The sequence below is a fragment of the Streptomyces sp. NPDC029014 genome (assembly GCF_055564695.1).
Genome location: NZ_JBVHVT010000085.1, coordinates 1 through 25,637, shown reverse-complemented (window position 1 = coordinate 25,637; position 25,637 = coordinate 1). Strand labels below are relative to the sequence as shown.

The 25,637-nt window shown below is 72.3% G+C and carries 19 protein-coding genes, 1 tRNA gene and 1 pseudogene; 13 read left to right on the top strand and 8 right to left on the bottom strand.

Annotated features, from left to right (window positions below; genetic code table 11):
- Positions 1 to 85 precede the first annotated feature (85 nt).
- The 6 genes from eno (at position 86) to ACZ4VL_RS33150 (ending at position 7,315) form a co-directional block, all read left to right on the top strand.
- Positions 86 to 1,372 (top strand): phosphopyruvate hydratase, encoded by a 1,287-nt coding sequence (gene eno / locus ACZ4VL_RS33175; protein ID WP_468207520.1) that lies wholly within the window; start codon positions 86 to 88, stop codon positions 1,370 to 1,372.
- 147 nt (positions 1,373 to 1,519) lie between these two features.
- Entirely contained in the window at positions 1,520 to 2,008 is a 489-nt protein-coding gene (locus ACZ4VL_RS33170; RefSeq protein WP_468207517.1) for an FtsB family cell division protein, read from the top strand.
- 75 nt (positions 2,009 to 2,083) lie between these two features.
- Entirely contained in the window at positions 2,084 to 2,683 is a 600-nt protein-coding gene (locus ACZ4VL_RS33165) for a DUF501 domain-containing protein (protein WP_468207514.1), read from the top strand.
- Positions 2,680 to 3,621, top strand: a complete 942-nt coding sequence (locus ACZ4VL_RS33160; RefSeq protein WP_468207511.1) for a Ppx/GppA phosphatase family protein — start codon at positions 2,680 to 2,682, stop codon at positions 3,619 to 3,621. The genes ACZ4VL_RS33165 and ACZ4VL_RS33160 overlap by 4 nt, the downstream gene beginning before the upstream one ends.
- A gap of 606 nt (positions 3,622 to 4,227) precedes the next feature.
- A complete protein-coding gene (locus tag ACZ4VL_RS33155) occupies positions 4,228 to 5,616 on the top strand; it encodes an NAD(P)/FAD-dependent oxidoreductase (RefSeq protein WP_468207508.1) in 1,389 nt (462 codons plus the stop codon).
- 247 nt (positions 5,617 to 5,863) lie between these two features.
- Entirely contained in the window at positions 5,864 to 7,315 is a 1,452-nt protein-coding gene (locus ACZ4VL_RS33150) for a class I SAM-dependent methyltransferase (protein ID WP_468207506.1), read from the top strand.
- A 145-nt stretch (positions 7,316 to 7,460) separates the two neighbouring features.
- On the opposite strand, the gene ACZ4VL_RS33145 is transcribed toward ACZ4VL_RS33150, so the two are convergent.
- The gene (locus ACZ4VL_RS33145; RefSeq protein WP_468207504.1) at positions 7,461 to 10,016 is read right to left on the bottom strand and encodes an ABC transporter permease; all 2,556 of its coding nucleotides are present in this window, start codon (positions 10,014 to 10,016) and stop codon (positions 7,461 to 7,463) included.
- A 128-nt stretch (positions 10,017 to 10,144) separates the two neighbouring features.
- Positions 10,145 to 10,912: an ABC transporter ATP-binding protein gene (locus tag ACZ4VL_RS33140; protein WP_438319187.1), complete on the bottom strand. Its 768-nt coding sequence runs from the start codon at positions 10,910 to 10,912 to the stop codon at positions 10,145 to 10,147.
- Between the two features lie 487 nt (positions 10,913 to 11,399).
- Between ACZ4VL_RS33140 and ACZ4VL_RS33135 the strand changes: the two genes are divergently transcribed.
- Both ACZ4VL_RS33135 and ACZ4VL_RS33130 read left to right on the top strand, forming a co-directional pair.
- Positions 11,400 to 11,484: transfer RNA gene (locus ACZ4VL_RS33135), tRNA-Leu, on the top strand.
- 461 nt (positions 11,485 to 11,945) lie between these two features.
- The gene (locus ACZ4VL_RS33130) at positions 11,946 to 12,794 is read left to right on the top strand and encodes a Bax inhibitor-1/YccA family protein (RefSeq protein WP_468207501.1); all 849 of its coding nucleotides are present in this window, start codon (positions 11,946 to 11,948) and stop codon (positions 12,792 to 12,794) included.
- A 170-nt stretch (positions 12,795 to 12,964) separates the two neighbouring features.
- On the opposite strand, the gene ACZ4VL_RS33125 is transcribed toward ACZ4VL_RS33130, so the two are convergent.
- Positions 12,965 to 13,195, bottom strand: coding sequence for a DUF4287 domain-containing protein (locus ACZ4VL_RS33125; protein ID WP_468207499.1), 231 nt, complete (start codon positions 13,193 to 13,195; stop codon positions 12,965 to 12,967).
- 101 nt (positions 13,196 to 13,296) lie between these two features.
- Between ACZ4VL_RS33125 and ACZ4VL_RS33120 the strand changes: the two are divergent.
- Positions 13,297 to 13,546: pseudogene (locus ACZ4VL_RS33120) on the top strand (hypothetical protein); the annotation flags it as partial.
- Positions 13,547 to 13,699: 153 nt separating this feature from the next.
- Here ACZ4VL_RS33120 and ACZ4VL_RS33115 read toward each other — a convergent pair.
- The 3 genes from ACZ4VL_RS33115 to ACZ4VL_RS33105 all read right to left on the bottom strand — a co-directional run bounded on the left by ACZ4VL_RS33115 (position 13,700) and on the right by ACZ4VL_RS33105 (position 18,170).
- Entirely contained in the window at positions 13,700 to 14,512 is an 813-nt protein-coding gene (locus ACZ4VL_RS33115; protein ID WP_361099039.1) for a hypothetical protein, read from the bottom strand.
- Between the two features lie 442 nt (positions 14,513 to 14,954).
- Complete coding sequence (locus ACZ4VL_RS33110; RefSeq protein ID WP_468207496.1) at positions 14,955 to 16,175, bottom strand: acetyl-CoA C-acetyltransferase; 1,221 nt, start codon at positions 16,173 to 16,175, stop codon at positions 14,955 to 14,957.
- A gap of 960 nt (positions 16,176 to 17,135) precedes the next feature.
- Positions 17,136 to 18,170, bottom strand: a complete 1,035-nt coding sequence (locus tag ACZ4VL_RS33105; RefSeq protein WP_468207494.1) for an SGNH/GDSL hydrolase family protein — start codon at positions 18,168 to 18,170, stop codon at positions 17,136 to 17,138.
- A 124-nt stretch (positions 18,171 to 18,294) separates the two neighbouring features.
- Between ACZ4VL_RS33105 and ACZ4VL_RS33100 the strand changes: the two genes are divergently transcribed.
- Positions 18,295 to 19,680, top strand: a complete 1,386-nt coding sequence (locus ACZ4VL_RS33100; RefSeq protein ID WP_361099042.1) for a cystathionine beta-synthase — start codon at positions 18,295 to 18,297, stop codon at positions 19,678 to 19,680.
- A 408-nt stretch (positions 19,681 to 20,088) separates the two neighbouring features.
- Here ACZ4VL_RS33100 and ACZ4VL_RS33095 read toward each other — a convergent pair whose 3' ends face one another.
- Positions 20,089 to 20,529: a hypothetical protein gene (locus ACZ4VL_RS33095; RefSeq protein WP_468207491.1), complete on the bottom strand. Its 441-nt coding sequence runs from the start codon at positions 20,527 to 20,529 to the stop codon at positions 20,089 to 20,091.
- A 214-nt stretch (positions 20,530 to 20,743) separates the two neighbouring features.
- Between ACZ4VL_RS33095 and ACZ4VL_RS33090 the strand changes: the two genes are divergently transcribed.
- Together ACZ4VL_RS33090 and ACZ4VL_RS33085 are read left to right on the top strand one after the other, a co-directional pair.
- Positions 20,744 to 21,139 (top strand): SHOCT domain-containing protein, encoded by a 396-nt coding sequence (locus ACZ4VL_RS33090; RefSeq protein WP_468207489.1) that lies wholly within the window; start codon positions 20,744 to 20,746, stop codon positions 21,137 to 21,139.
- A 190-nt stretch (positions 21,140 to 21,329) separates the two neighbouring features.
- Positions 21,330 to 22,175: a MurR/RpiR family transcriptional regulator gene (locus ACZ4VL_RS33085; protein WP_468207486.1), complete on the top strand. Its 846-nt coding sequence runs from the start codon at positions 21,330 to 21,332 to the stop codon at positions 22,173 to 22,175.
- 205 nt (positions 22,176 to 22,380) lie between these two features.
- Here the strand turns inward: ACZ4VL_RS33085 and ACZ4VL_RS33080 are convergent, their stop codons facing one another.
- Positions 22,381 to 23,739 (bottom strand): type III PLP-dependent enzyme domain-containing protein, encoded by a 1,359-nt coding sequence (locus tag ACZ4VL_RS33080; protein WP_468207484.1) that lies wholly within the window; start codon positions 23,737 to 23,739, stop codon positions 22,381 to 22,383.
- A 115-nt stretch (positions 23,740 to 23,854) separates the two neighbouring features.
- Here ACZ4VL_RS33080 and hutU point away from each other — a divergent pair, with 115 nt between their 5' ends.
- The gene (gene hutU, locus ACZ4VL_RS33075; RefSeq protein ID WP_468207481.1) at positions 23,855 to 25,528 is read left to right on the top strand and encodes a urocanate hydratase; all 1,674 of its coding nucleotides are present in this window, start codon (positions 23,855 to 23,857) and stop codon (positions 25,526 to 25,528) included.
- Positions 25,529 to 25,637 lie beyond the last annotated feature (109 nt).

Genomic DNA, 25,637 nt, shown 5'->3' with positions numbered 1-25,637 from the left:
GCCCGGAGCCGGTTAGGCTCTAGGCGGCAAGGCCGGCCACGGCCTGACCCGCCACCGCACACCCAGCGTCACATCCCAGAAGGAGATGCTCGTGCCGTCCATCGACGTCGTCGTAGCCCGGGAAATCCTGGACTCCCGAGGCAACCCCACGGTCGAGGTCGAGGTGGGCCTCGACGACGGCAGCACCGGCCGTGCTGCCGTTCCGTCCGGCGCCTCCACCGGTGCCTTCGAGGCCATTGAGCTCCGCGACGGCGACCCGAACCGCTACATGGGCAAGGGCGTGGAGAAGGCCGTCCTCGCGGTCATCGAGCAGATCGGCCCGGAGCTCGTCGGCTACGACGCCACCGAGCAGCGCCTGATCGACCAGGCCATGTTCGACCTGGACGCCACCGACAACAAGGGCTCGCTCGGCGCCAACGCCATCCTGGGCGTCTCCCTCGCCGTCGCGCACGCCGCGTCCGAGGCCTCCGACCTCCCGCTCTTCCGCTACCTCGGCGGCCCGAACGCGCACCTGCTGCCCGTTCCGATGATGAACATCCTGAACGGCGGCTCGCACGCCGACTCCAACGTGGACATCCAGGAGTTCATGATCGCGCCGATCGGCGCCGAGTCCTTCTCCGAGGCCCTGCGCTGGGGCGCCGAGGTCTACCACACCCTCAAGAAGGTCCTGCACACCAAGGGCCTGTCCACCGGCCTGGGCGACGAGGGCGGCTTCGCCCCGAACCTGGAGTCCAACCGCGCCGCGCTCGACCTCATCGTCGAGGCCATCAAGCAGGCCGGTTACACCCCGGGCAAGGACATCGCGCTCGCGCTCGACGTCGCCGCGTCCGAGTTCTACAAGGACGGCAAGTACGAGTTCGAGGGCCAGTCCCGCTCGGCCGCCGAGATGACCGAGTACTACGCGGAGCTCGTCGAGGCGTACCCGCTGGTCTCCATCGAGGACCCGCTGTTCGAGGACGACTGGGCCGGCTGGAAGACCATCACCGACAAGCTGGGCGCCAAGGTCCAGATCGTCGGCGACGACCTCTTCGTCACCAACCCCGAGCGTCTGGCCCGCGGTATCGAGGAGGGCTCCGCGAACGCCCTGCTCGTCAAGGTGAACCAGATCGGTTCGCTGACCGAGACCCTCGACGCCGTCGAGATGGCCCAGCGCAACGGCTTCAAGTGCATGATGTCGCACCGCTCCGGCGAGACCGAGGACGTCACCATCGCCGACCTCGCCGTCGCCGTGAACTGCGGCCAGATCAAGACCGGCGCCCCGGCCCGCTCGGACCGCGTCGCCAAGTACAACCAGCTGCTGCGCATCGAGGAGATCCTCGACGACGCCGCGGTGTACGCCGGCCGCAGCGCGTTCCCCCGCTTCAAGGGCTGACGGCCCCCGAGCGCTTCGAGGGCCGACGGCCCCTGAGCCTCCGTACGTCCCCGCACCCGGTCCCGTACCGTGTGCGGGGACGTAGTGCGTAGTGCGTAGGAGTACGAGGGTGCGCGTCGGCGCGCGGACACCAGGGGAGGCGGACCAATGGCCGGGAACCGGGATCGGTTCTCCACCTTCTCCACCGCGACCAGGCTCAAGCAGCTCGGCGAGCGGACCGCGGCCCACGTCTACCGCTCGCAGAGCCGCCGCCAGGTCCGCCGCAGCCGACTGACCGGGCGGGCGGCCCTGCTCGCGCTGGTCCTCTGTACGCTGGTCGTCGCCCTGGCGTACCCGATGCGCCAGTACGTCTCCCAGCGCTCGGAGATCGCCGAGCAGCAGCGGGCGGCCGAGGCGGCCGGCAAACGCCTCGAACGGCTGCGCGACGAGAAGGCCCGCTGGCAGGACGACGCGTACGCGGAGCAGCAGGCCCGCAAACACCTGCACTTCGTGCGCCCGGGCGAGATCAGCTACATCATGAACGACCCCGGGGCCGAGGCGGCGGAGCAGCGGCGCACCGGACATGCCGGGGCCGACCGCCCCTGGTACTCGAACGTCTGGGACGGCGTCGACAAGGCCGACCGCCCCGGCGACTGACGGCACCGCCGGCCGGCAGCAGCACCAGAGCACCACCCCACCCGAACGACGAGAACGAAGAGACTTCCTCCAGGCATGCAGACGCCCCCGCCCCAGACCGACCGGACCGAGCCGACCGACGCGGACATCGAGGCGTTCGAGCAGCAGCTCGGACGCCCGCCGCGCGGGCTGCGGGCCATCGCCCACCGCTGCCCCTGCGGCCAGCCCGACGTGGTGGAGACCGCCCCCCGGCTGCCCGACGGGACGCCCTTCCCCACGCTGTACTACCTCACCTGCCCGCGCGCGGCCTCCGCGATCGGCACGCTGGAGGCCAACGGCGTGATGAAGGAGATGCAGGCCCGCCTCGCCGAGGACCCCGAACTCGCCGCCGCCTACCGGGCCGCGCACGAGGACTACATCCGGCGCCGCGACGCCATCGATGTGCTCCAGGGCTTCCCGAGCGCCGGCGGCATGCCGGACCGGGTGAAGTGCCTGCACGTGCTCGTCGGCCACTCGCTGGCCGCCGGCCCCGGCGTCAACCCGTTCGGCGACGAGGCCCTCGCCATGCTGCCGGAGTGGTGGGCGAAGGGCGCCTGCGTCACCCCGTGCGGCGGCGGTGACGCGGCCGGCACCGGCACCGGCACCGGGACCGGGACCGCGGACGCGGACGCGGAGCAGAAGGAGCCGGAGGCGTGACCCGGGTCGCCGGCATCGACTGCGGTACGAACTCCATCCGCCTGCTGGTGGCGGACTGCGACCCGGCCACCGGCGAGCTGGTGGAGCTGGACCGGCGGATGACGATCGTCCGGCTCGGCCAGGGCGTGGACAGGACCGGCCGGCTGGCCCCGGAGGCCCTGGAGCGCACCTTCGCGGCCTGCCGCGAGTACGCCCAGGTGATCAAGGAACTCGGGGCCGAGCGGCTGCGCTTCGTGGCGACCTCGGCCTCCCGCGACGCCGAGAACCGCGAGGACTTCGTCCGCGGGGTCGTGGAGATCCTGGGCGTCGAGCCCGAGGTGATCTCCGGTGACGAGGAGGCGGAGTTCTCCTTCATCGGTGCCACCAAGGAGCTGGCGGGCACGGACCACATGGACAAGCCGTTCCTGGTCGTGGACATCGGCGGCGGCTCGACCGAGTTCGTCGTCGGCGAGGAGCACGTCCGGGCGGCCCGCTCCGTCGACGTGGGCTGCGTACGGATGACCGAGCGCCACCTGGTCGTCGACGGCGAGGTCACCGACCCGCCGACCGCGGAGCAGATCGCCGCCGTACGGGCCGACATCGAGGCGGCCCTGGACCTGGCCGAGCAGACGGTCCCGCTGCGCGAGGCCCGCACCCTGGTCGGCCTGGCGGGCTCGGTGACCACGGTCGCCGGGATCGCCCTCGGCCTGCCGGAGTACATCTCCTCGGAGATCCACCACGCCCGCGTCCCGTACGCCACCGTCCGGGAGATCACCGAGCGGATGCTGACCACCACCCACGCCGAGCGGGCCGCCATCCCGGTCCTGCACCCGGGCCGGGTCGACGTGATCGGCGCAGGCGCCCTGGTCCTCCTGGCGATCATGGAACGCATCGGTGCCGAGGAGGTCGTCGTCTCGGAACACGACATCCTGGACGGCATCGCCTGGTCCGTCGCCTGACCCGCAGGAGCGCCCCCACCGGGGGCGCTCTTCCGCTTCCGCGGTGTTCCAGCCGGAGCGGCGGAGATCATCCCGCCCGCCGAACAGTCGGCGAGCAACTCGGCGAGCAACTCGGCGCCGCGGCTTCGAGCGCGTCGGAGTCCGCGATGGAGGCGAGGGTGGCCACCGGTGCGCCGCGGAGGGCGGCGGGGCGGGGCAGAGGAATGTAAGGGGCTCAAGGGGCTTGAGGGGCCTTTACGGAGGTCTTAGGTCCCTCTCCCCGAAGAAACTTCGTGAAGTTCTTCACAAGGAAAATGGCCCGGCCGGGTCAAGTGGAGGGCCGTTCGGGGGGTTTGCGGGGGCCGCGGGTCCCTTTTGTGCGCGCGTTCGTGCGAACCGGCGAACGCGCCACGCATGGCCGGTATGGAGCCACGAACCCGGTGGTCTACTCCGCCGAAGGCCCTGGAGGCCAGTTCAGGGCGGGTGAACAACGAATCCCGTTACACCCTGGTTCCCGTTTCGCACCATGACCTGGGTCACGTGGGTGGCGCAGTGTAGCAGAGGCCCTGTCGGTTCTTGTGAAGGGGCTCACGAGCATCACCCCTTGGGGTGCTGGATACTCGTTCCATGAGCACCACGGAGCGTCCCAGGATCCTCGTTGTAGGAGGTGGGTACGTAGGCCTGTACGCGGCCAAGCGCATCATGAAGAAGATGCGCTACGGCGAGGCGACCGTCACGGTCGTCGACCCCCGGTCCTACATGACCTACCAGCCCTTCCTCCCCGAAGTGGCCGCAGGCAGCATCTCGCCTCGGCACGTCGTCGTCCCGCTGCGACGCGTGCTGCCCAAGGCTGAGGTTCTCACCGGCCGGGTCACCACCATCGACCAGGACCGCAAGGTCGCCGTCGTCACGCCGCTGGTCGGCGAGGCGTACGAGCTGCCCTTCGACTACCTGGTGATCGCGCTCGGCGCCATCTCCCGCACCTTCCCGATCCCCGGCCTCGCCGAGCAGGGCATCGGCATGAAGGGCGTCGAGGAGGGCATCGGCCTGCGCAACCACGTCCTCGAGCAGCTCGACAAGGCCGAGTCCACGACGGACGAGAACGTCCGCCGCAAGGCCCTCACCTTCGTCTTCATCGGCGGCGGCTTCGCCGGCGCCGAGACGATCGGCGAGGTCGAGGACATGGCCCGCGACGCCGCCAAGTACTACTCCACGATCAAGCGCGAGGACATGCGCTTCGTCCTGGTGGACGCGGCCGACAAGATCCTCCCCGAGGTCGGGCCCAAGCTCGGCACCTGGGGCAAGGAGCACCTCGAGTCCCGCGGCATCGAGATCTACCTCGGCACCTCGATGGACTCCTGCGTCGACGGCCACGTCGTGCTGAAGAACGGCCTCGAGGTCGACTCCAACACGATCGTGTGGACCGCGGGCGTCAAGCCCAACCCGGCGCTGGCCCGCTTCGGCCTGCCGCTCGGCCCGCGCGGCCACGTCGACACCGCCCCGACCCTCCAGGTCCAGGGCACCGACTACATCTGGGCCGCGGGCGACAACGCCCAGGTCCCGGACGTCGCCGCCCGCAAGGCCGGCGTCGAGAACGCCTGGTGCCCGCCGAACGCCCAGCACGCGCTGCGCCAGGCGAAGGTCCTCGGCGACAACGTGGTGGCCGGCATGCGGGGCTTCCCGCAGAAGGAGTACTCGCACTCCAACAAGGGTGCGGTGGCCGGTCTCGGCGTCCACAAGGGCGTTGCGATGATCGTCATGGGCGGGATGAAGATCAAGCTCAAGGGCCGTCTCGCCTGGTACATGCACCGTGGCTACCACGGCATGGCCATGCCGACCTGGAACCGCAAGATCCGCGTCTTCGCGGACTGGACCCTCGGCATGTTCCTCAAGCGCGAGGTCGTCTCCCTCGGTGCTCTGGAGACCCCGCGCGAGGAGTTCTACGAGGCCGCCAAGCCCGCGCCGGCCCCGGCCGCCGCGGCTGCCGCGCCGGCCGAGAAGGCCAAGGCCTCCTGACCCGGTCCTGACCGACCGGCCGTACGTCCCGTACGTGCAGCACGTCCCCGAAGGGGCCGCCCGCCATCCGTGGTGCGGGCGGCCCCTTCGGCGTACCCGGCGTCCGGTCCTCCGCGTCCCGGGCGCCGCCGGGTGGGCGTTTTGCGGTACCGGCGTTACGGCCTCCGGGGGGCCCTGGCGACCCGCCCCGCATGGCGCCGACGGAAATGGGTAGGCCGTTTCGTCGGATGGTTTGGAGGTGCCGCCGATGACCGACGCCGCGCCGCGGCTGGCCGTTGTGGCCGAGACCCTGCTGGGTGCCCCGCTGCCCGTCCGGATCCGGGCCTGGGACGGGAGCGAGGCCGGACCGCCGTCGGGGCCCGTCCTGGTCCTCGCCCGCCGTCGAGGACTGCGCCGGATCCTGTGGCGGCCCGGCGAACTGGGCCTGGCCCGCGCCTGGGTGGCCGGGGACCTCACCGTCGACGGGGACCTGTACGAGCTGCTGGACAAGGTGGCCGGCCTGCTCTGGGAGCGGGGACACGCCGCCCTCCCGGCCGCCCCCGTCGCCACCCCGGCCGCGGTGGTCCCGGTGGCCGGCGCGGTCAACGGGATGCGGCCGCCGGACCGCCGCTCCGGTCTGGCCAAGCTCACCGCCCTGCGCCCGAGCGCGCTGAAGCCGCACGCGAACGGCTTCGCCGACGGGCCGGCCGGCACCGCGTCGATGCTGCGCGACCCCGCCGCCAGGGCCGCCGTACGCGACCTGGTGGCCCTGGCCCGGCCCTGGCCGGCGCCCGCGCCGCCGCCCGAGGAGGCCGTCCGCCGCGGCGGGGTGCTGCACAGCAAGCACCGCGACCGACAGGCGGTCAGTCACCACTACGACGTGGGCAACGAGTTCTACGAGCGGGTCCTCGGCCCCTCCATGGTGTACTCCTGCGCCTACTGGAGCACCGGCTCCACCCTCGAGCAGGCCCAGCGGGACAAGTTGGACCTCGTCTGCCGCAAGCTGGGCCTGCGGCCCGGCGAACGGCTCCTCGACGTCGGCTGCGGCTGGGGCTCCATGGCGCTGCACGCGGCCCGCTCGTACGACGTCCGCGTCACCGGCATCACGCTCTCCCGCGAACAGGCCCTGTACGCCCGCAAGCGGGTCGCGGAGGAGGGGCTGGCGGACCGGGTCGAGATCCGGGTGCAGGACTACCGGGACGTCAAGGACGGCCCGTACGACGCGATTTCGTCCATCGGCATGGCCGAGCACGTGGGCGCCGACCGCTACCGCGAGTACGCCCTCACCCTGCACGCCCTGCTCGCCCCCGGCGGCCGGCTGCTGAACCACCAGATCGCGCGCCGGCCCGAGCCGGACGAGGCCGCCTACCGCGTCGACGAGTTCATCGACGCGTACGTCTTCCCCGACGGGGAACTCTCGCCGCTGGGCACGACCGTCGGCGAACTGGAGCGCGCCGGCTTCGAGGTCCGGGACGTGGAGGCCCTGCGCGAGCACTACGGGCTCACCCTGCGGGCCTGGGTGACCCGCCTGCAGGAGCACTGGGCGGATGCCGTCCGGCTGACCTCGCCCGGACGGGCCCGGGTGTGGCTGCTGTACATGGCGGCCTGCGCACTGGGCTTCGAGCGGGGCCGCCTCGGCGTCAACCAGGTGCTGGCCGTGCGCCCGGGGCGGGGAGGGGAGTCGGGACTCCCGCTGCGGCTGCGCACCTGGAGCGCGTGAGGCCCGTACGCCGTACGCGACCGTGGGGCCGCGTATCCGGGGCCGGGGGGAAGGCCCCGGCCCCGGATACGCGGACGGGCCCCGGGGCGGGGTGCCCCGGGGCCCGTGCGGGTCCCTCGTCGTTCCGGCGACGGCCGGGCGGCGGCTACTCGGTCTTGATCGCCGTCAGCATGTTCAGCTTCGCCGCGCTGCGCGCCGGCCACATGGCGGCCAGGATGCCGACCACGGCGGCCAGCAGCAGGAAGACGCCGATCCGGTCGAACGGGATCACCAGCTCGTAGTGCGGGATCGTGGACTTGAAGGTGCGGCCCAGCGCCCAGGCGAGGAAGGTGCCGAGGCCGATGCCGAGCACCGCGCCGAAGAGCGAGATGACCACGGCCTCCAGGCGGATCATGTTCTTGACCCGGCCCTGGTTGAGGCCCACCGCCCGCAGCATGCCGATCTCCTGGGTCCGCTCGAAGACCGACATCGCCAGGGTGTTGACGACGCCGAGGACCGAGATGACCAGGGCCATGCCCAGCAGGCCGTACATCAGGTTCAGCATCGTGTTGATGATGCCGCCCATCTCGTTGCGGATGTCCTGCATGTCCGCGATCTTGATGGCGGGGTTGTTGCCGAGTGCGTCGATGACCTTCTGCTCGTTGGCCTTGGACTCGCCGCCGGCCATCTTCACGAAGACCTGGCGGACCTGCGCCTTCTCGCCCTCCGGGACGGGCAGCAGCTTGGCGTCCAGGACGAACGGGGAGACGAGCTCGCTCTCCTCGAAGATCGCGGCGACCTTCAGGGTCTTCTTGGCCGTGGCGCCGTCGAAGACGGCCTCGACGGTGCTGCCGACCTTGAGCCCGGCCTTGTCGGCGGTCTTGTCGGCGACGGCGACCTGACCCTGGGCCAGACCGGCCACCGAGCCGTTGACCACCTTGAAGTTGACCAGCTTGTCGATGGCGGCCGGGTTGACGCCGGAGGCGGCGTGGAAGCGGCCGTCGGAGCCCTTGAAGAACCCGGCCTGCTGGCCGGAGACGGCCGTGACGCCCTGCGTCTTCTCCAGCGCGGTCAGGACGGAGGGGTCCAGGTCGCCGCCGCTGGCCATGGTGAGCATGTAGTCGGCGCGGATCTGGTCCGTGGTGGAGCGGTCGACGGCCTTGCCGACGGTCACGCCGAGCACGGTCAGGCCGGTGACCAGGGTCAGGCCGATGGTCAGCATGCCGGCGGTGACGCCGGTGCGGCGCGGGTTGCGGACCGCGTTGCGGGCGGCAAGGTTGCCGGCGACGCCGAAGACCCGGTTCAGCAGCGGGCGGACGACGGCGATCAGCGGCCGCGACAGCATCGGGATCAGCACCGCGACGCCCAGGAGGGTGAAGAACGCGCCGCCGCCGATGATCCAGCGGCCGGTCTCGCCGCCCTTCGAGGAGCCCCACAGGATCAGCGCGAAGCCGATGCCGGTCAGGACGCCGCCGATGCTGTTGAGGACCACCAGGCCCTTGGCGCTCTGCGGCAGGTGCGCGCTGCCCATGGCCGCGACCGGCGGGATCTTGGAGGTGCGGCGGGCGGGCAGCCAGGCGGCGAGCACGGTGACGACCACGCCGACGAGGACCGCGGTGATCACGGCGGTCGGGGAGACGACCAGCGGGCCGGCCGGGATCTTGGCGCCGAAGCTGCCCATGGCGCTGCGCAGGGCGACGGCCAGGCCCACGCCGAGGGCGAGGCCGAGGGCGGAGGCGACGACGCCGACCAGCAGGGACTCGCTCAGCACGGACCGGCGGACCTGGCCGCGGGTGGCGCCGACGGCGCGCAGCAGGGCCAGTTCCTTGGTGCGCTGGGCGACCAGCATGGTGAAGGTGTTGTAGATGAGGAAGATGCTGACGAAGAGGGCGATGAAGCCGAAGGCGAGCAGGCCCGTCTTCACGCCGCTCATGCCCTGCTCGATGTCCTTGGCGTTGCGCTCGGCCAGGGCGGCGCCGGTCTGGGCCTTGGCGTCCTTGCCGACGACCGGGGTGACCTCGGCGAGCAGCTTGCCGGCGTCGGCGCCGGGCTTGGCCGCGACGGCGAGCTCGGAGTAGTAGCCGGGGGCCAGGTAGAGCTCCTGGGCGACCTTGGCCTCGAAGAGCACCAGCGAGCCGCCGGCGTTGACCGCGCCGTCCTCGGTGGTGAAGACGCCGGCCAGGGTGTACTCCTTGACCGGGCCGTTGGTGGCCACGCGGACCTTGTCGCCGACGGAGTAGCGGCCGGCCTTCGCGGAGGCGCTGTCCAGGGCGACCTCGTCGGCCTTGGCCGGGCCGTGGCCGTCGGTGAAGGCGTAGCGGGGGTCCTTGCCGTCCTTGGCGGGGGCGAAGTTGGCGCCCTGGTTGGCCCAGCCCGTGCCGATCAGCTTGCCGCTCGGGTCGGCGACGCCGGCGAAGCCGGAGACCCGGCCGGAGACGGAGTCGACGCCGCCCAGCTTGGCGACCTTGTCGAGGGTCTGCTGGCTGATGCCGGGCTCGCCCTCCTCGCGGGTGCCGTCCTCGGCGCGGCCGGGGCCGTAGTGGGTGACGGAGACGGCGACCCCGTCGTAGCTCTTGCGGGACTGGTCGGACATCGCCTTGCTGACGGTGTCGGTGAACACGAACGTGCCGGAGACGAAGGCGGCGCCGAGCATGACGGCGAGCACCGTCATCAGCAGGCGGGCCTTGTGCGCGAGCACGTTGCGCAGGGCGGTACGGAACATGGGGAATCCAGAAGTCGAGGTGGTCCGCCGGGAGGGCGGGCAGGAGACGCGGCCGGGCGGCGCGGCGCGGCGCGGGGCGTGCGCGCGTGCGCGTGCGGGAGGCCGGGAGGGCCCGGAGGGCCGGGACGTCAGCTGGTGCGGCCCTTGGCGTCGAAGGCCTTCATGCGGTCGAGGACCCCGTCGGCGGTAGGGCTGATCATCTCGTCGACGATGGAGCCGTCGGCGAGGAAGATGACGCGGTCCGCGTAGGAGGCGGCGACGGGGTCGTGGGTGACCATGACGACGGTCTGGCCCAGCTCGCGCACGGAGTTGCGCAGGAATCCGAGGACCTCGGCGCCGGAGCGGGAGTCGAGGTTACCGGTGGGCTCGTCACCGAAGATGATCTCGGGACGGGAGGCCAGGGCACGGGCGACGGCGACGCGCTGCTGCTGGCCGCCGGAGAGCTGGGTGGGGCGGTGGCCGAGGCGGCCGGACAGGCCGACCATGTCGATGACGTTGTCGAGCCACTGCTGGTCGGGCTTGCGGCCGGCGATGTCCATCGGGAGGGTGATGTTCTCCAGCGCGGTCAGGGTCGGCAGCAGGTTGAAGGCCTGGAAGATGAAGCCGATCTTGTCCCGGCGCAGCTGCGTCAGCTGCTTGTCCTTGAGGCTGCCGAGCTCGGTGTCGCCGATGCGGACGGAGCCGGAGGAGAAGGTGTCGAGTCCGGCGACGCAGTGCATCAGGGTCGACTTGCCGGAGCCCGAGGGACCCATGATCGCGGTGAACTGGCCCTGGCCGAAGTCCACGGACACGTTGTTGAGGGCGACCACCTGGGTTTCTCCCTGGCCGTACACCTTGGAGAGGCCGGTGGCCCGGGCCGCCACGGCGAGGGCGGTGTGCGGGGCGGCGTAGTTCATGGCGGTCACGGCAAGAGACTCCTCGGGCGGCGGACCGGGCTGCGGTCCGCATGGGACGGCGGGACTCTTCCATCGTCACCGCGGGAACCTGTCGGGGGATCAGCCGAGGTGCCCGTTCGACGGTCCACTGGAGTCTGATCGCGGGGCGGCCCGCATCCTCCTCTGGTATGACGGCGACCCCGACGCGGGCCGGTGCACCCGACCGCGGGCAGGCCGCCCGCAGCGCCGCGGACCGCCCCGGACGGGGGCTTCGGGGGGTGGGGTGGCCCGGGGTGGCGCAGGGCCCGGACGGGCCATCGAAATCCCGTCATTCCCGTTTTGGAGGTGATCGCCCCCGGTAACCTGCCGACCGCGTCTTCTCGGTCCTGACGCACTATCAAGCGCCAATAAAATCAGACAACATCGGCTCAAGAGCCCGCTCCCGACCAGGGCGTTCCCGATAGGCTCGGTACAGCGTCCAGTTCTTCGCGCGGACCCGCAGCACCCTGCCCGGATGGTGGAATGCAGACACGGCGAGCTTAAACCTCGCTGGCCTTGAGGTCGTGCCGGTTCAAGTCCGGCTCCGGGCACCACGCATCACGGCCGATCTACCGGTGGACACCGGGAGTTCGGCCTTTTTCATGCCCGGCTCCGGGCTCCGGCGCCGTGCCCCGGTCCCGGCGGGCGCGCGCCCGCGCGGCCGCCGCGCACCCCGGCACCCCCGCCGGCTCGGCCCACGCCCCACCGCCCCGCTGCACGCCCCCCGCCCACCCCTGCCGAACGGCCCCGTCCGGCCGGCGGACGAGGAGCCGGCACGACGAGGAACCGACACGACGAGGAGCCGGCATCGACGAGCTGCCGATCACCCTCGGGCACTCCAGCGGTTCGTCCGCGCCGCCGGCGGGCGGGCCCGGCACCACCGGTGCGCCCCCGCAATTACCCCCTGCGGTTGTCCGCGCCTTCTCCTAAGATCCTCCTCCAGCAGTAGGGCCATTCTTTTGCTAACGCATTACTCTTGACGCAAGGCCGCGCACGGTGGCCATGGAGGAGTGAGATGAGGAGCAGTAACCCGGTCTTCTCGCGACGGGGGTTCAGCCGCGACAACGGTGCGCACGCCGGCTTTGAGGCGCAGTACCAGCAGGCCGGGACCAACCCGTACGCGACGAATCCTTACGCCACCGACCCGACCACCGGGATGCCCCCGGCCCCGGCGCGCGCCAACGCGATGACCATGGACGACGTCGTGAGCCGTACGGCCATGACGCTCGGCACGGTCGTCCTCACCGCGACCCTGGCCTGGCTCGCCCTGCCCGTCGACCCGATGAACCTCGGCAAGTCCTACGGCATCGCCGTCGGCGCCGCGCTCGTCGCGATGGTCCTGGCGCTCGTCCAGACCTTCAAGGCCAAGGCCTCCCCGGCGGTCATCATCGGCTACGCGGCCTTCGAGGGCGTCTTCCTCGGCGTCATCAGCGCGGCCACCAGCACCTACATCGGCGCCGGCGTGGTCATCCAGGCCGTGCTCGGCACGATGTGCGTCTTCGCCGCCGTGCTGTTCGCGTACAAGATGCGCTGGATCCGCGTCACCCGCCGCTTCTACGGCTTCGTGATGGCCGCCGCCATGGGCTTCATGCTGCTCATGGTCACCAACCTGCTGTTCTCGCTCTTCGCGGGCGGCGACGGCCTCGGCTTCCGCAGCGGCGGCCTCGGCATCGCCTTCGGTCTCCTCGGCGTCGTCCTCGGCGCCTGCTTCCTCGCCCTGGACTTCAAGCAGGTCGAGGACGGCGTGACCTACGGCGCCCCGCGCGAAGAGGCCTGGATGGCCGCCTTCGGCCTCACCATGACGCTGGTCTGGATCTACCTGGAGCTGCTGCGCCTGTTCCAGATCCTCTCCGGCGACGACTGACCGGACCGGGGCCCACGGGCCCGCACGGCACGGCGCGCACGCCGTGGCACGACGAGGGGAAGGCCCCGCGAGCACACCGCTCGCGGGGCCTTCCCGCGTCGTGGAGGGAGGGGGAGACGGCGGGGGTCGAAGACCCGACGGGGGATCAGGGGCCGGTAGCGGAACGGGGCTCAGCCGAACCTGCGGGCCGCCCTGCGCAGGTCGTACTCGTGGATGATCGCCTTCGCCTGGCCGTACGACAGGTCGTGCGCGCCGCGCAGCCAGCTGACCTTCTCCTCGAACCGGATGAGGGAGGGGCCGTCTTCGACGGTCCGCAGCCATGCGGCGAGGTCGCGGCCGGTGCTCCGGGGGATTCTGTCGATCATGTTGCGGTGGGTCTGCTCGGAGAACTCTACGGACATGGGCGCCTCCGGAAGGTGTGCCGTGCTGTTCTCTTCACGTCACCGTGCCGGAGAGTTCGCCCGTTGGCAATGGCGCCGGAGCGGCGCGTAAGGTCGGCCGGGTGCTCGATACCTCGCCCCTGACCGCCGCCGTGGAACGCTTCGCCGACCGGCTGCGCGCCATGCCCCAGAGCCGCCTCCAGCAAGGAGCCGCCGCCGAGGCCCTCCGACTGGCCCGGGAGCTCTCCGTACGGGCCCAACGGCTGGAGGAGCCCCACCGGGCGGCTGCGGCACGGGAGATCCCGGACGCGGGGGTCTTCGTCGTCGGGGACCAGGTCGCGGTCGCCGGACTCGACCTCGCGGAGGCACTGCGCGCCGCGGACGCCGCGGACGCCGCGGAGGGCGGGGAGACCGGTGTGGCCGGCGCGGCCGGCGCGGCCGGCGCGTCCGTGGAGGCGTGGGGAACGGCGACGGCCCCGTCCGAGATGCTGGACGAGGCCGTGCGGCTGGTGGAGCAGGCGGACGTCAGAGCGACGCGATGACGCGGTCCGCGAGGATGTAGACGTTGTTGTCCGGATCCTGCGCGTCACCGCCGCAGGAGAAGGTCAGCGCGTAGGCGCCCGAGATGCCCGAGCCGCCCAGCAGGACCGGCGCCGTGCCCGAGCGGAGCGCCTCGGCGAGGCGCTCCGCCGTCTCCCGGTGGCCCGGGGTCATGCACAGCGTGGTCCCGTCGGTGAACACGTACACGTCGAGCGTGCCCAGCGGGCCCGGACGGACGTCCGCGAGGGCCGTACGGGCCTCCGCGAGCTCCTCCAGGCGGCTCACCGTCCGCTCGTGGTCGACACCGGCGGCCGGCGGCTGGGCCGGGACGAAGTCCGGGTGCGAGGGGTGGCGCCGGCGGGCGGCGGCCAGCTCGGGGGAGTCCTCGGGGTACTCGTCCGCGACCTCCTCGCCGAGCACGGGCTCCAACCCCACCAGGTCCGCCTGGCGGGGCAGGAACACGGCCGGGGCGTCGTCCCCGAGCCCGGGCAGCCCGCCCAGCAGCGAGGGCGCGTCCGCGGCGTCACGGGCCTCCTGCGCGGCCCAGAAGGCCCGCGCCTCGGCGAGCTCGCGCTCACGCTCCTCGGCGAGCGCCTCGGCCACGGCGGCCCGTATCTCGGCGGCGGGGGACTGCACGGCGCTGCGGGCGTGCGGGACGCTCGCACCGCGCGACTGGGCCGGAACGGCCAGCTCCCCGCGCAGGGCCGTGACCTGCTTGCGCAGGCCGTGGACAGCGTGCAGCGCAGCAGCGCCCACGGCCGCAGCGACGGCCGTGGTCAGCAGCAGGGCAAGAGACATGGCGCTCACTGACTAACTCCTGATGTGACTCGATCCCCCGACTTCCTACATCAGAGTGTCCTGACATGGGAATGGCGTGCAGTGCATTACGTCACGAAATGGACAGGGCTTTCGTCACACCAGACGTAGATCCCCCTACCCTGACCTGGGGAAATGCCAAACCCCCAGGACGAAGGTCACATCCTGGGGGAATTTCGGTCACGGGTCGGCCGCGAGGGGATTAGAACCGGCGTCAGCAGGCCGCAAGCGATCAAGCGGATCCCTTGCGGCACTTGAGCTTCGCCTGCGCTGCGGGCAGGTGCCGCCCTCGTTCCTCGGGCGACCCCTACCCTCCGCTACGACTCAGCTCAGCCGCACGTTCTTTCGGTCGCGCTGAGCTTCGCCTGCGCTGCGGGCAGGTGCCGCCCTCGTTCCTCGGGCGACCCCTACCCTCCGCTACGACTCAGCTCAGCCGCTCGATGACCATGGCCATGCCCTGGCCGCCCCCCACGCACATCGTCTCGAGGCCGAACTGCTTGTCGTGGAACTGCAGGCTGTTGATCAGCGTGCCGGTGATGCGGGCACCGGTCATGCCGAAGGGGTGGCCGACGGCGATGGCGCCACCGTTCACGTTCAGCTTCTCCAGCGGGATCTCCAGGTCCCGGTACGACGGGATGACCTGGGCCGCGAAGGCCTCGTTGATCTCGAACAGGTCGATGTCGCCCACCGTCAGGCCGGCCCGCTTCAGGGCCTGCTTCGACGCCTCGACCGGACCCAGGCCCATGATCTCGGGGGAGAGCGCGGTCACACCGGTGGAGACGATCCGGGCCAGCGGGGTCAGGCCCAGCTCCCGCGCCTTGGTGTCGCTCATGATGACCAGCGCCGCCGCGCCGTCGTTCAGCGGGCAGCAGTTGCCGGCCGTCACCAGACCGTCCGGGCGGAAGACCGGCTTCAGGCCCTCCACGCCCTCCAGGGTGACCCCGGCGCGCGGGCCGTCGTCCTTGCTGACCACGGTGCCGTCCGGGGTGGTGATCGGGGTGATCTCCCGCTCCCAGAAGCCGTTCTTGATCGCTTCCTCGGCCAGGTTCTGCGAACGCACGCCGAACTCGTCCATGTCCCGGCGGGTCACGCCCTTGAGGCGGGCCAGGTTCTCCGCGGTCTGACCCATCGCGATGTACGCGTCCGGGACCAGGCCGTCCTCGCGCGGGTCGTGCCAGGCGGAGCCCTCGGACTGGGCGACCTCGGCCGTGCGGGCCTCCGCGTCGGCGAACAGCGGGTTGTGCGTCTCGGGCAGGCCGTCCGACGTGCCCTTGACCGAGCGGGAGACCGTCTCCACACCCGCGGAGATGAACACGTCGCCCTCGCCCGCCTTGATGGCGTGCAGGGCCATGCGGGAGGTCTGCAGCGAGGAGGAGCAGTAGCGGGTGATGGTCGTGCCCGGCAGGTAGTCCATGCCCATCTGCACGGCCACGATGCGGGCCAGGTTGTGGCCCTGCTCGCCGCCGGGGAGGCCGCAGCCGAGCATCAGGTCGTCGATCTCCCGCGGGTCCAGCGCGGGGATCTTGGCGAGGGCGGCCTGGATGACGGTCGCGGTCAGGTCGTCCGGGCGGACGTCCTTGAGGGACCCCTTGAAGGCGCGCCCGATCGGGGACCGGGTGGCGGAAACGATGACTGCTTCGGGCATCGGGGCTCCAAGGGTGAGTTGCGGCTCATTGCGGACCGGATGCGAAGTTACCGGCCCGTACGGTCGAGGTCATCGGGTGGCAGGTGTGATGCCGGTCGCTCCGCGGGTGGGGCGGGGGCCGGGGGCCCGGGGCGGGGGCCCCGCCCCCAGGATGCCCCTGCCCGGCGCGCAGGCGCCCCACTCCCTGACCGGCAACGGCCGCCCGCGCGCCCCCGGGAACCCCGGGCGGGCCGTCCGCGCAGTTCCCCGCGCCCCTGGTGGCCCCGTCCACGTGCGGGCCGTGGGTGGTTGCTCGCGCAGTTCCCCGCGCCCCTGGCGGAGGCCGAGGCGCTCCTCACGCGCGGGTCGTGGGTGGTTGCTCGCGCAGTTCCCCGCGCCCCTGAGGGCTGGCGTGGGCCCCCATGTGCGGGCCGTGGGTGCTTCTCGCGCAGTTCCCCGCGCCCCTGTCGGGGGGCTGGGGTGTGCTGCTCGCGTGCTGGCGGGTGGTTGCTCGCGCGGTTCCCCCCCCTGGACGGTGACTGTGCGGCAGGGGCGCGAGGAGCTGCGCGAGCAGCGGTTCACGGCCCGCACCGTGGTGTGGCGTCCCTGGAGTGGGTTGTGCTTGCGCAGGCGGCCTGCGGCGGCCAGGGGCGCGGGGAACTGCGCGATCAGCCGTCCACGGTCCGCACCGTGGTGTGGCGTCCCTGGAGTGGGTTGTGCTTGCGCAGGCGGCCTGCGGCGGCCAGGGGCGCGGGGAACTGCGCGCTCAGGCGTCCACGGTTCGCACCGTGGTGTGGCGTCCGCGGCGTGGGTTGTGCCTGCAGGGCCGGGGCTGTGGGGTCAGGGGCGCGGGGAACTGCGCGAGCGAGCACCGCCGGCCCGCCCCGGGCACGGTGCCCGCGGCCCGGGCCCTGCCCGTGCGGCCGGGGGCTGCCCCGGAGCGGAGGTGCAGCGACGGGCCGGGGCGGCGTGGGGCCGGGGTCAGGCCTGGGCCGGGGTGGGGGATTCGGCCGGGACCCGCCGCCGACGGCGGTGCTTCAGCAGGGCCCACGGACCACGGGCGGCGGTCACCTCGGTACCCGCCTGCCCGGCGGCGGCCGACGCGGCCTTGGCCACCGGCAGCATGTCCTCGTTCCGGGTGATGTCCAGCCGGTCGGACTCCGGCCACAGGGACAGCGCCGCGCACACCGTCGGCAGGATGGCCATGGCCGCCGTGGCGTACCCCTCCGCCGAGGGGTGGTAGGAGTCCGGGCCGAACATCTCGCGCGGGTTCGCGGCGAACTCCGGGCCCAGCAGGTCGCCCATCGAGAGCGTACGGGCGCCCAGCGCGACCACCCCTATGGTCTGGGCGGCGGCCAGCTGCCGCGAGACCCGCCGGGCCAGCCACCGCAGCGGCTGGTACACCGGCTCGATCGTGCCGAGGTCGGGGCAGGTGCCGACCACCACCTCGCAGCCGGCCAGCCGCAGCCTCCGTACCGCCGAGGTGAGGTGCCGGACGGACTGCGTCGGCGGCATCCGCCGGGTCACGTCGTTCGCGCCGATCATGATCACGCAGACGTCCGGGGCGGGCGCGTCCCCGTCACCGTCCCCGGACCCGTCTCCGCCCAGCAGCAGTCCGACCTGCCGGTCGAGGTCGTCCGACATGGCCCCGGACAGGGCCACGTTCCGCAGTTCGACGGGCCGCTCGGCCACCGCCGCCAGTCCCGAGGCCAGTAGCGCGGCCGGTGTCTGCCGGGCCCGGTGCACCCCGAGCCCGGCGGCCGTGGAGTCGCCCAGCATGGCCAGCCGCAGCGGGCCCGGCCCCGGGCATCCCGGGCCGTCGGCGGGCCCGCCGAACTCGCTCCCGTACAGCCCGTCGGCGCGCGGGGGGTCCCCCAGCCCGGTCCCGACCGTGCGCTTGGCGAACTGGACCTCCGCCAGCACCAGTCCGACGGCGGCGACCCCGACCAGTCCGAGCCCGCCTCCGCCGTACGCCGCCCCCGCCGCGATCCGGCGGGCCGTCCTTGCCCTGGACACCCTGCAAGCCACCTCCTGGTCCTGTTGACCTTCCTGCCCCGTACTCCCTGTCGGTCAATCCCTTTCCGCATACTCTGGCCATGTCTCCCGGAGAACCCGTGGAGTGTCGTCACTGGAGAACATGGTGCAATTCCACGACTCGATGATCAGCCTCGTCGGCAACACCCCGCTGGTGAAGCTCAACCGTGTGACCGAAGGCCTGCAGGCCACCGTCCTTGCCAAGGTCGAGTACTTCAACCCCGGCGGCTCCGTGAAGGACCGGATCGCCCTCCGGATGATCGAGGCCGCCGAGGAGAGCGGTGCCCTCAAGCCCGGTGGCACCATCGTGGAGCCGACCAGCGGCAACACGGGTGTAGGACTCGCCATCGTGGCCCAGCAGAAGGGCTACAAGTGCATTTTCGTGTGCCCCGACAAGGTTTCCCTGGACAAGATCAACGTGCTGCGGGCGTACGGCGCCGAGGTCGTGGTCTGCCCGACCGCGGTCGACCCGGAGCACCCCGACTCGTACTACAACGTGTCCGACCGCCTCGTCCGTGAGACGCCGGGCGCCTGGAAGCCGGACCAGTACAGCAACCCGAACAACCCCCGTTCGCACTACGAGACGACCGGTCCCGAACTGTGGGAACAGACTGAGGGGAAGATCACGCACTTCGTGGCCGGCGTGGGCACGGGCGGCACGATTTCGGGTACCGGCAACTACCTGAAGGAGGTGTCCGGCGGCAAGGTCAAGGTCATCGGCGCCGACCCGGAGGGCTCCGTCTACTCGGGCGGCTCGGGTCGCCCGTACCTCGTCGAGGGCGTCGGCGAGGACTTCTGGCCGACCGCCTACGACCAGAACGTGGCCGACGAGATCATCGCGGTGTCCGACAAGGACTCCTTCCAGATGACCCGCCGGCTGGCGAAGGAGGAGGGCCTCCTCGTCGGCGGCTCCTGCGGCATGGCGGTCGTCGCCGCGCTGCGCGCCGCCGAGGGCCTCGGCCCGGACGACGTGGTCGTCGTCCTCCTCCCGGACAGCGGCCGCGGCTACATGAGCAAGATCTTCTCGGACGAGTGGATGGCCGGTCACGGCTTCCTGGAGGAGGCGGGCCCCGCCGCCCGCATCGGCGACGTCCTCGCCGACAAGGAGGGCGACATGCCCTCGCTGGTGCACATGCACCCGGAGGAGACCGTCGGCGAGGCCATCGAGGTGCTGCGCGAGTACGGCGTCTCGCAGATGCCGGTCGTCAAGCCCGGCGCCGGTCACCCGGACGTGATGGCCGCCGAGGTCGTCGGCTCGGTCGTGGAGAAGGAGCTGCTGGCGGCGCTGTTCGCGCAGCAGGCGGCGCTGTCCGACCCGCTGGAGAAGCACATGAGCGCGCCGCTGCCGCAGGTCGGCTCCGGCGAGCCGGTCTCCGACCTGATGGCCGCGCTGGGCGAGGCCGACGCGGCGATCGTGCTGGTCGAGGGCAAGCCGACCGGTGTGGTGAGCCGCCAGGACCTGCTGGCCTTCCTCGCCAAGAACGCCAAGTAGTCGAGTAGGCCCGGCCCGTCCGGCCGTAGCCGAGCGCCGGTCCCGGCCCGGAGAGCGATCTCCTGGCCGGGACCGGCTTTCGTTTTCCGTGGGCCGCGGGCGTCCGCCGTGGTGCCGGGGCGGTGCCGGGGCGTCGGGCAATCGGTACGAGCACGTCACGTTGTGGCAGCACCGGCTTAACACGCCTCGGGCACAGTGGTGGTTGCCGGCAGGGGCGAAGGCCCCGGCCGGCGCCACGGAACGGCGTTGGCGGACCTCCGGAGCGGCTCCCGGACCACGTGAACGCCATGGACGCGGACGGCCCTGACCCGGCCCGTGTCCCCCGCGGGGACCGCCGTCGTCCCGCCCCTCGCGCCCGCGAGGGTGTGGCGGTCCCCGCGCTCAGACCCTCCGGCCCGACCGATCAGGTCAGGGGCACTTGAGGTCCTGCTTGGCGTCCCGGACGGCCGTGTTCAACGCCTGCACCTGCGGCGCGAGTTTGGTGACGGCCTCGCTGGCGGTGGTGTTGCCGGGCAGGCCGTCGTACGCCTTCTTGAGGTTCTCCGTGGCGGTCTTCACCGCGTTCTTTTTGGCCTGGGCCCAGGTGGCCGTGGACTGCGCGACCTTCTTCCAGTCGTCCTGGACCTTCTGGGTCGCGGCCTTGAGCTGGTCCTTGGTCGTGGTGGCCGGGTTCATGGCCTGCAATGCCGAGGTGTCGGAGCCGAGTTGGCCGAGACTGGCGCACAGGTCTGCCGCCGCCTTGCTCGGGTCGGTGGTCGGGTCGGCGGCCGACGCGGCGGTGGTGCCGCCGCCCGCCAGAACCAGTGCCGCCGTGGTGACGGCAGCCGTCCTCAGAAAGCGTCGCTTCATGGGTTGCCCCTCTTCGGGATCTTTGGGAACGTCCCCCCGTCTTCGACCCCCGAGTTCCCCGAGCCCCCGCCCCACTCAAGCTGGCACAGCCGTCCCGGACCCGCAATCGGGCCCCGTCCCCCGCAAGGCCGCGCTGGGGGTGCGGGGCCCGGGAGTTCGGGCTATACCTGAACGGTGAATGATCGGGGGGCAACCAAGCCTCCGGGAGGCTCAGATGGACGATTACCCGCTCCTCAACCTCTTCTGGACCATGCTCCTGATCTTCCTGTGGGTGCTGTGGTTCTTCCTGCTCTTCAAGATCATCACTGACATCTTCAGGAGCCAGGACATGGGCGGCTGGGGCAAGGCCGGCTGGACGATCTTCGTGGTGATCCTGCCGTTCCTCGGCATCTTCGTGTACCTGATCGCCCGCGGGAAGTCGATGGCCGAGCGCGACCTGCAGAGCGCCCAGCAGGCCGACGCGGCCTTCAAGGCGTACGTCCGTGACGCCGCCGCGACGTCCGGCACGGGCGGCAGCGCGTCCGAGCTGGCCGCGCTGGCCGACCTGAAGGAGCGGGGCGCGATCACCGAGGCCGAGTTCCAGCAGGCGAAGCAGAAGCTCCTCGCCTAGGACCGGCCCCTTCCGGAACCCATCACCGAAAGGGCTCCCGCGTGCGTACCGTACGGGGGAGCCCTTCGCCGTGCGCCCGTGGCCGCATGCCGGTCGCCGCGTCTCGGGAAGCGGGCGGCCGCTTGCCGTTCTGCATAAGCGCATGCAGAGTGCTCGGTGGCTGAATAAGTACGGGGACGGAGGGGTCGGGATGAGTGACAGCCCGGCGGCGCGGCTGCAGAAGCTGTTCGAGGGGCACCGGCTGACGCCGACCCAGCGGCGCATCGCGCACTGCATGGTCCGGGGGGCGACCGAGGTGCCCTTCCTGTCGAGCGTGGAGCTCGCCGACCTGGCCGGGGTGAGCCAGCCGTCGGTGACCCGGTTCGCGGTGGCGCTGGGCTTCGACGGGTACCCGGCGCTGCGCCGGCACCTGCGGGAGGTGGCCCCGCCGGTGGACCGGGCCGAGGGGCCGCCGGAGGACGCGTACAACGAGTACCAGCAGGCCGTCCAGGGCGAGATCGAGAACCTCCGGCAGCTGTCGGCCATGCTCGCCGACCCCTCGCCGGTGGAGGAGGCGGGCCGGCTGCTCGCCGGGTCGTCCCCGCTGCCCGTGCTGGGGCTGCGGGCGGCGTCCTCGCAGGCGCGCGGGTTCGCGTACTTCGCGGCCAAGGTGCACCCCGACGTACGGCTCCTCGACGAGGGCGGCACGATGCTGGCCGACCGGATCGACGCGGCCGCCGGGGCCGGCGCATCGGCCCTGCTGTGCTTCGCGCTGCCCCGCCACCCGCGGGAGGTGGCCGAGGCGCTGGAGCACGCCCGGGGGGCGGGGCTGACGGTGGTGACGGTCGCCGACTCGGCCTTCGCGCCGGTCGCGCGGTACTCGGACCTGCTGATCCCGGCGCCGGTCGGCACCGGGCTGGCCTTCGACACGGCGTGTGCGCCGATGCTGTTGGGGCGGGTGCTGCTGGAGGCGATGGCCGACGCCCTGCCCGACGCGCAGGCCCGGCTGGAGGAGTTCGACGCCAAGGCCGCCGCCCGGGGCCTGTTCGTCGAGTAGGCCCGCCCCGGCCCGGTCCATGGGGCGGGCCCGTGGTGGCTGCTCGCGCAGTTCCCCGCGCCCCTGATCGGCCGGGTGCGGGCCGTCCGTGGCCGGTTGCGCAGTTCCCCGCGCCCCTGGGTGGGCTGGAGCCCGTCCGCCGGGTGCGGGCCGCTGGTGCCTCGCCGCGCAGTTCCCCGCGCCCCTTGATCGGCCGGGGGCGGGGTCAGAGGAGGGCGTCGGGGTGGGAGCCGCCGGCCTCGGCGACGATGTCCGCCGGGCTCTGCGCCGGGCGGGCCGCGGCGAAGCGGACCTCCCCCGACGGCCGCACCGTGAAGCCGTGCACCGCCGGCCGCGGCAGGCTGTTGTACCCGTAGTGGGCCGTGAAGAAGTACGCGCCGGTGTCCGGCACCGCGACCAGGTCCCCCGGGGCCAGTTCCGGCAGCTCCCGGGCCGTGGCCAGCAGGTCGCCGGCGAAGCAGGCCGGGCCGGCGACGTCCTGGGCGACGGGCGGGCCCGTCTTCGGGGCGCCCTTCGCGTCGTACGGCAGGATCCGTACCGGCCACGCCTCCGGCGCGTACACCGTACGGGTGGCCAGCTGCACGCCCGCGTGCGTGAGGGCGATCGCCCGGCCCCCGGTCGTCTTCGTGTACTCCACCCGGGTGACGACCAGCCCGTGCTTGGCCAGCAGGGACCGGCCGAACTCCGTGACCAGGCCGTACGAGCCGTCGAAGAGTCCGAGGGCCGCCGCGCGCAGGGCGGCCACGTACTGCGCGTACGTCGGGGTGTGCGCGTCCGAGGCGAAGTTCACCGGTAGGCCGCCGCCGATGTCGAGGGTGTCGACCTGGCGGCGCCCGGCCGCCGCGTTGATCTCCTCGGCCAGTGCGTGCAGCTCCCGCACCCCTTGCGCGATCAGCGGCAGCGGCACCCCTTGCGAGCCCGAGTGCGCGTGCAGCCGGGTCAGCCACGGGCGGTCCAGGAAGGCCCGGACGAGCCGTTGCCGGGCCCCCGGGTCGCGCAGCGCGATCCCGAACTTCGAGGTGGCGGTGGCCGTGGACAGCGCGTCGATGGCGCCCGCTCCCGTCTGGGGGTTGATCCGTACGCCGATCGGGGGTACGGCGCCGTCGGGCCGCGCCGCGACCAGGGCGTCGAGCCGCTCCAGCTCCTGCCGGTTGTCGGCGTTGACGGCGATCCCGAGGTCGAGGGCCTCGCGCAGCTCGGCCGTGGTCTTGGAGGGGGAGTCCAGCACCGTCCGCCCCGCCGGCACGCCCGCGGCGCGGGCCAGGGCCAGCTCGCCGGGGCTGGCCACCTCGCAGCCGAGGCCCGCGTCGGCGAGCAGCCGCAGCACCGGCACCAGCGGCGCGGCCTTGACGGCGAAGGCGTGCAGGACGGGGGTGCCGGGCGGCAGCGCGGCCGCGAAGGCGTCCGTGAGGGCGGCGGCGGACGCCCGGATCCCTGCGGTGTCCAGCAGGCAGACCAGCGGCGGGGCGGTGTCCGACCCGCCGACGAGCCCTTGCTCGACGGCGGCCCGTACGGCCAGGTCACGGCGCTCTGCGGCGCCCTGCTCGTGCATGTCGGCAGCCATGTCCGCCATCCCATCATCCGGCGCGCCGGACCGCAGCTGTTGACTGGATCTATTCAGACGGGGAGGATGTGAATGGAATTACCTACAGAACGCCACTTCGTCAGGAGGCAACGCCATGTCAGGACCCCGACCGGTACGAGCCGCGCGCGGCACCGAGCTCACCGCCCTGGGATGGCAGCAGGAAGCCGCCCTCCGGATGCTGCAGAACAACCTCGACCCCGAGGTCGCCGAGCACCCCGACAAGCTCGTCGTCTACGGCGGCACCGGCAAGGCCGCCCGCGACTGGCGCTCCTTCGACGCCATGGTCCGCACCCTGCGCACCCTCAAGCAGGACGAGACCATGCTCGTCCAGTCCGGCCGCCCGGTCGGCGTCATGCAGACCCACGAGTGGGCCCCCCGCGTCCTGCTCGCCAACTCCAACCTGGTCGGCGACTGGGCCAACTGGGAGGAGTTCCGCCGCCTGGAGCACCTCGGTCTGACCATGTACGGCCAGATGACCGCCGGCTCGTGGATCTACATCGGCACCCAGGGCATCCTCCAGGGCACCTACGAGACCTTCGCCGCCGTCGCCGCGAAGAAGTTCGGCGGCACCCTCGCCGGCACCATCACCCTCACCGCCGGCCTCGGCGGCATGGGCGGCGCCCAGCCGCTCGCCGTCACCATGAACGACGGCGTGGCGATCTGCATCGACTGCGACCCGCGCGCCATCGAGCGCCGCATCGAGCACCGCTACCTCGACGTCAAGGCCGACAACCTCGCCCACGCCCTCCAGCTCGCCACCGAGGCCCGCGACCAGCGCAAGCCGCTGTCCATCGGCCTCCTCGGCAACGCCGCCGAGCTGCTCCCGCAGATGCTCGCCGAGGGCGCCCCGATCGACATCGTCACCGACCAGACCTCGGCCCACGACCCGCTGTCGTACCTGCCGGTCGGCGTCGCCTTCGAGGACATGGCCGACGCCGCCGCCAAGGACCCGGCCGGCTTCACCACCCGCTCCCGCGAGTCCATGGCCAAGCACGTCGAGGCCATGGTCGGCTTCATGGACGCCGGCGCCGAGGTCTTCGACTACGGCAACTCCATCCGCGGCGAGGCCCAGCTGGCCGGCTACGACCGCGCGTTCGCCTTCCCCGGCTTCGTCCCGGCCTACATCCGCCCGCTGTTCTGCGAGGGCAAGGGCCCGTTCCGCTGGGCCGCCCTGTCGGGCGAGGCCTCGGACATCGCCAAGACCGACAAGGCGATGCTGGAGCTCTTCCCGGAGAACGAGTCCCTGCACCGCTGGATCAAGATGGCCGGCGAGCGCGTCCACTTCCAGGGCCTGCCCGCCCGCATCTGCTGGCTCGGCTACGGCGAGCGCGACAAGGCCGGCGAGCGCTTCAACGACATGGTCGCCTCCGGCGAACTGGCGGCCCCGCTGGCCATCGGCCGCGACCACCTCGACTGCGGCTCCGTCGCCTCCCCGTACCGCGAGACCGAGGCCATGCTCGACGGCTCGGACGCCATCGCCGACTGGCCGCTGCTCAACGCCATGGTCAACGTGGCCTCGGGTGCCTCCTGGGTCTCCATCCACCACGGCGGTGGCGTCGGCATGGGCCGCTCCATCCACGCCGGCCAGGTCACCGTCGCCGACGGCACCGCGCTCGCGGGTGAGAAGGTCCGCCGCGTCCTCACCAACGACCCCGGCATGGGCGTCATCCGGCACGTCGATGCCGGCTACGACATCGCCGAGTCGGTCGCCGACGCCAAGGGCGTGCGCGTCCCGATGCGCGAGGGCGACGCCGAGGCCTCCGCGTGAGCCAGAGCTTCCACGCCATGTGGGCGTGGGGGGGGGGGGGGGGGGGGGGGGGGGGGGGGGGGGGGGGGGGGGGGGGGGGGGGGGGGGGGGGGGGGGGGGAGAGGGTGGG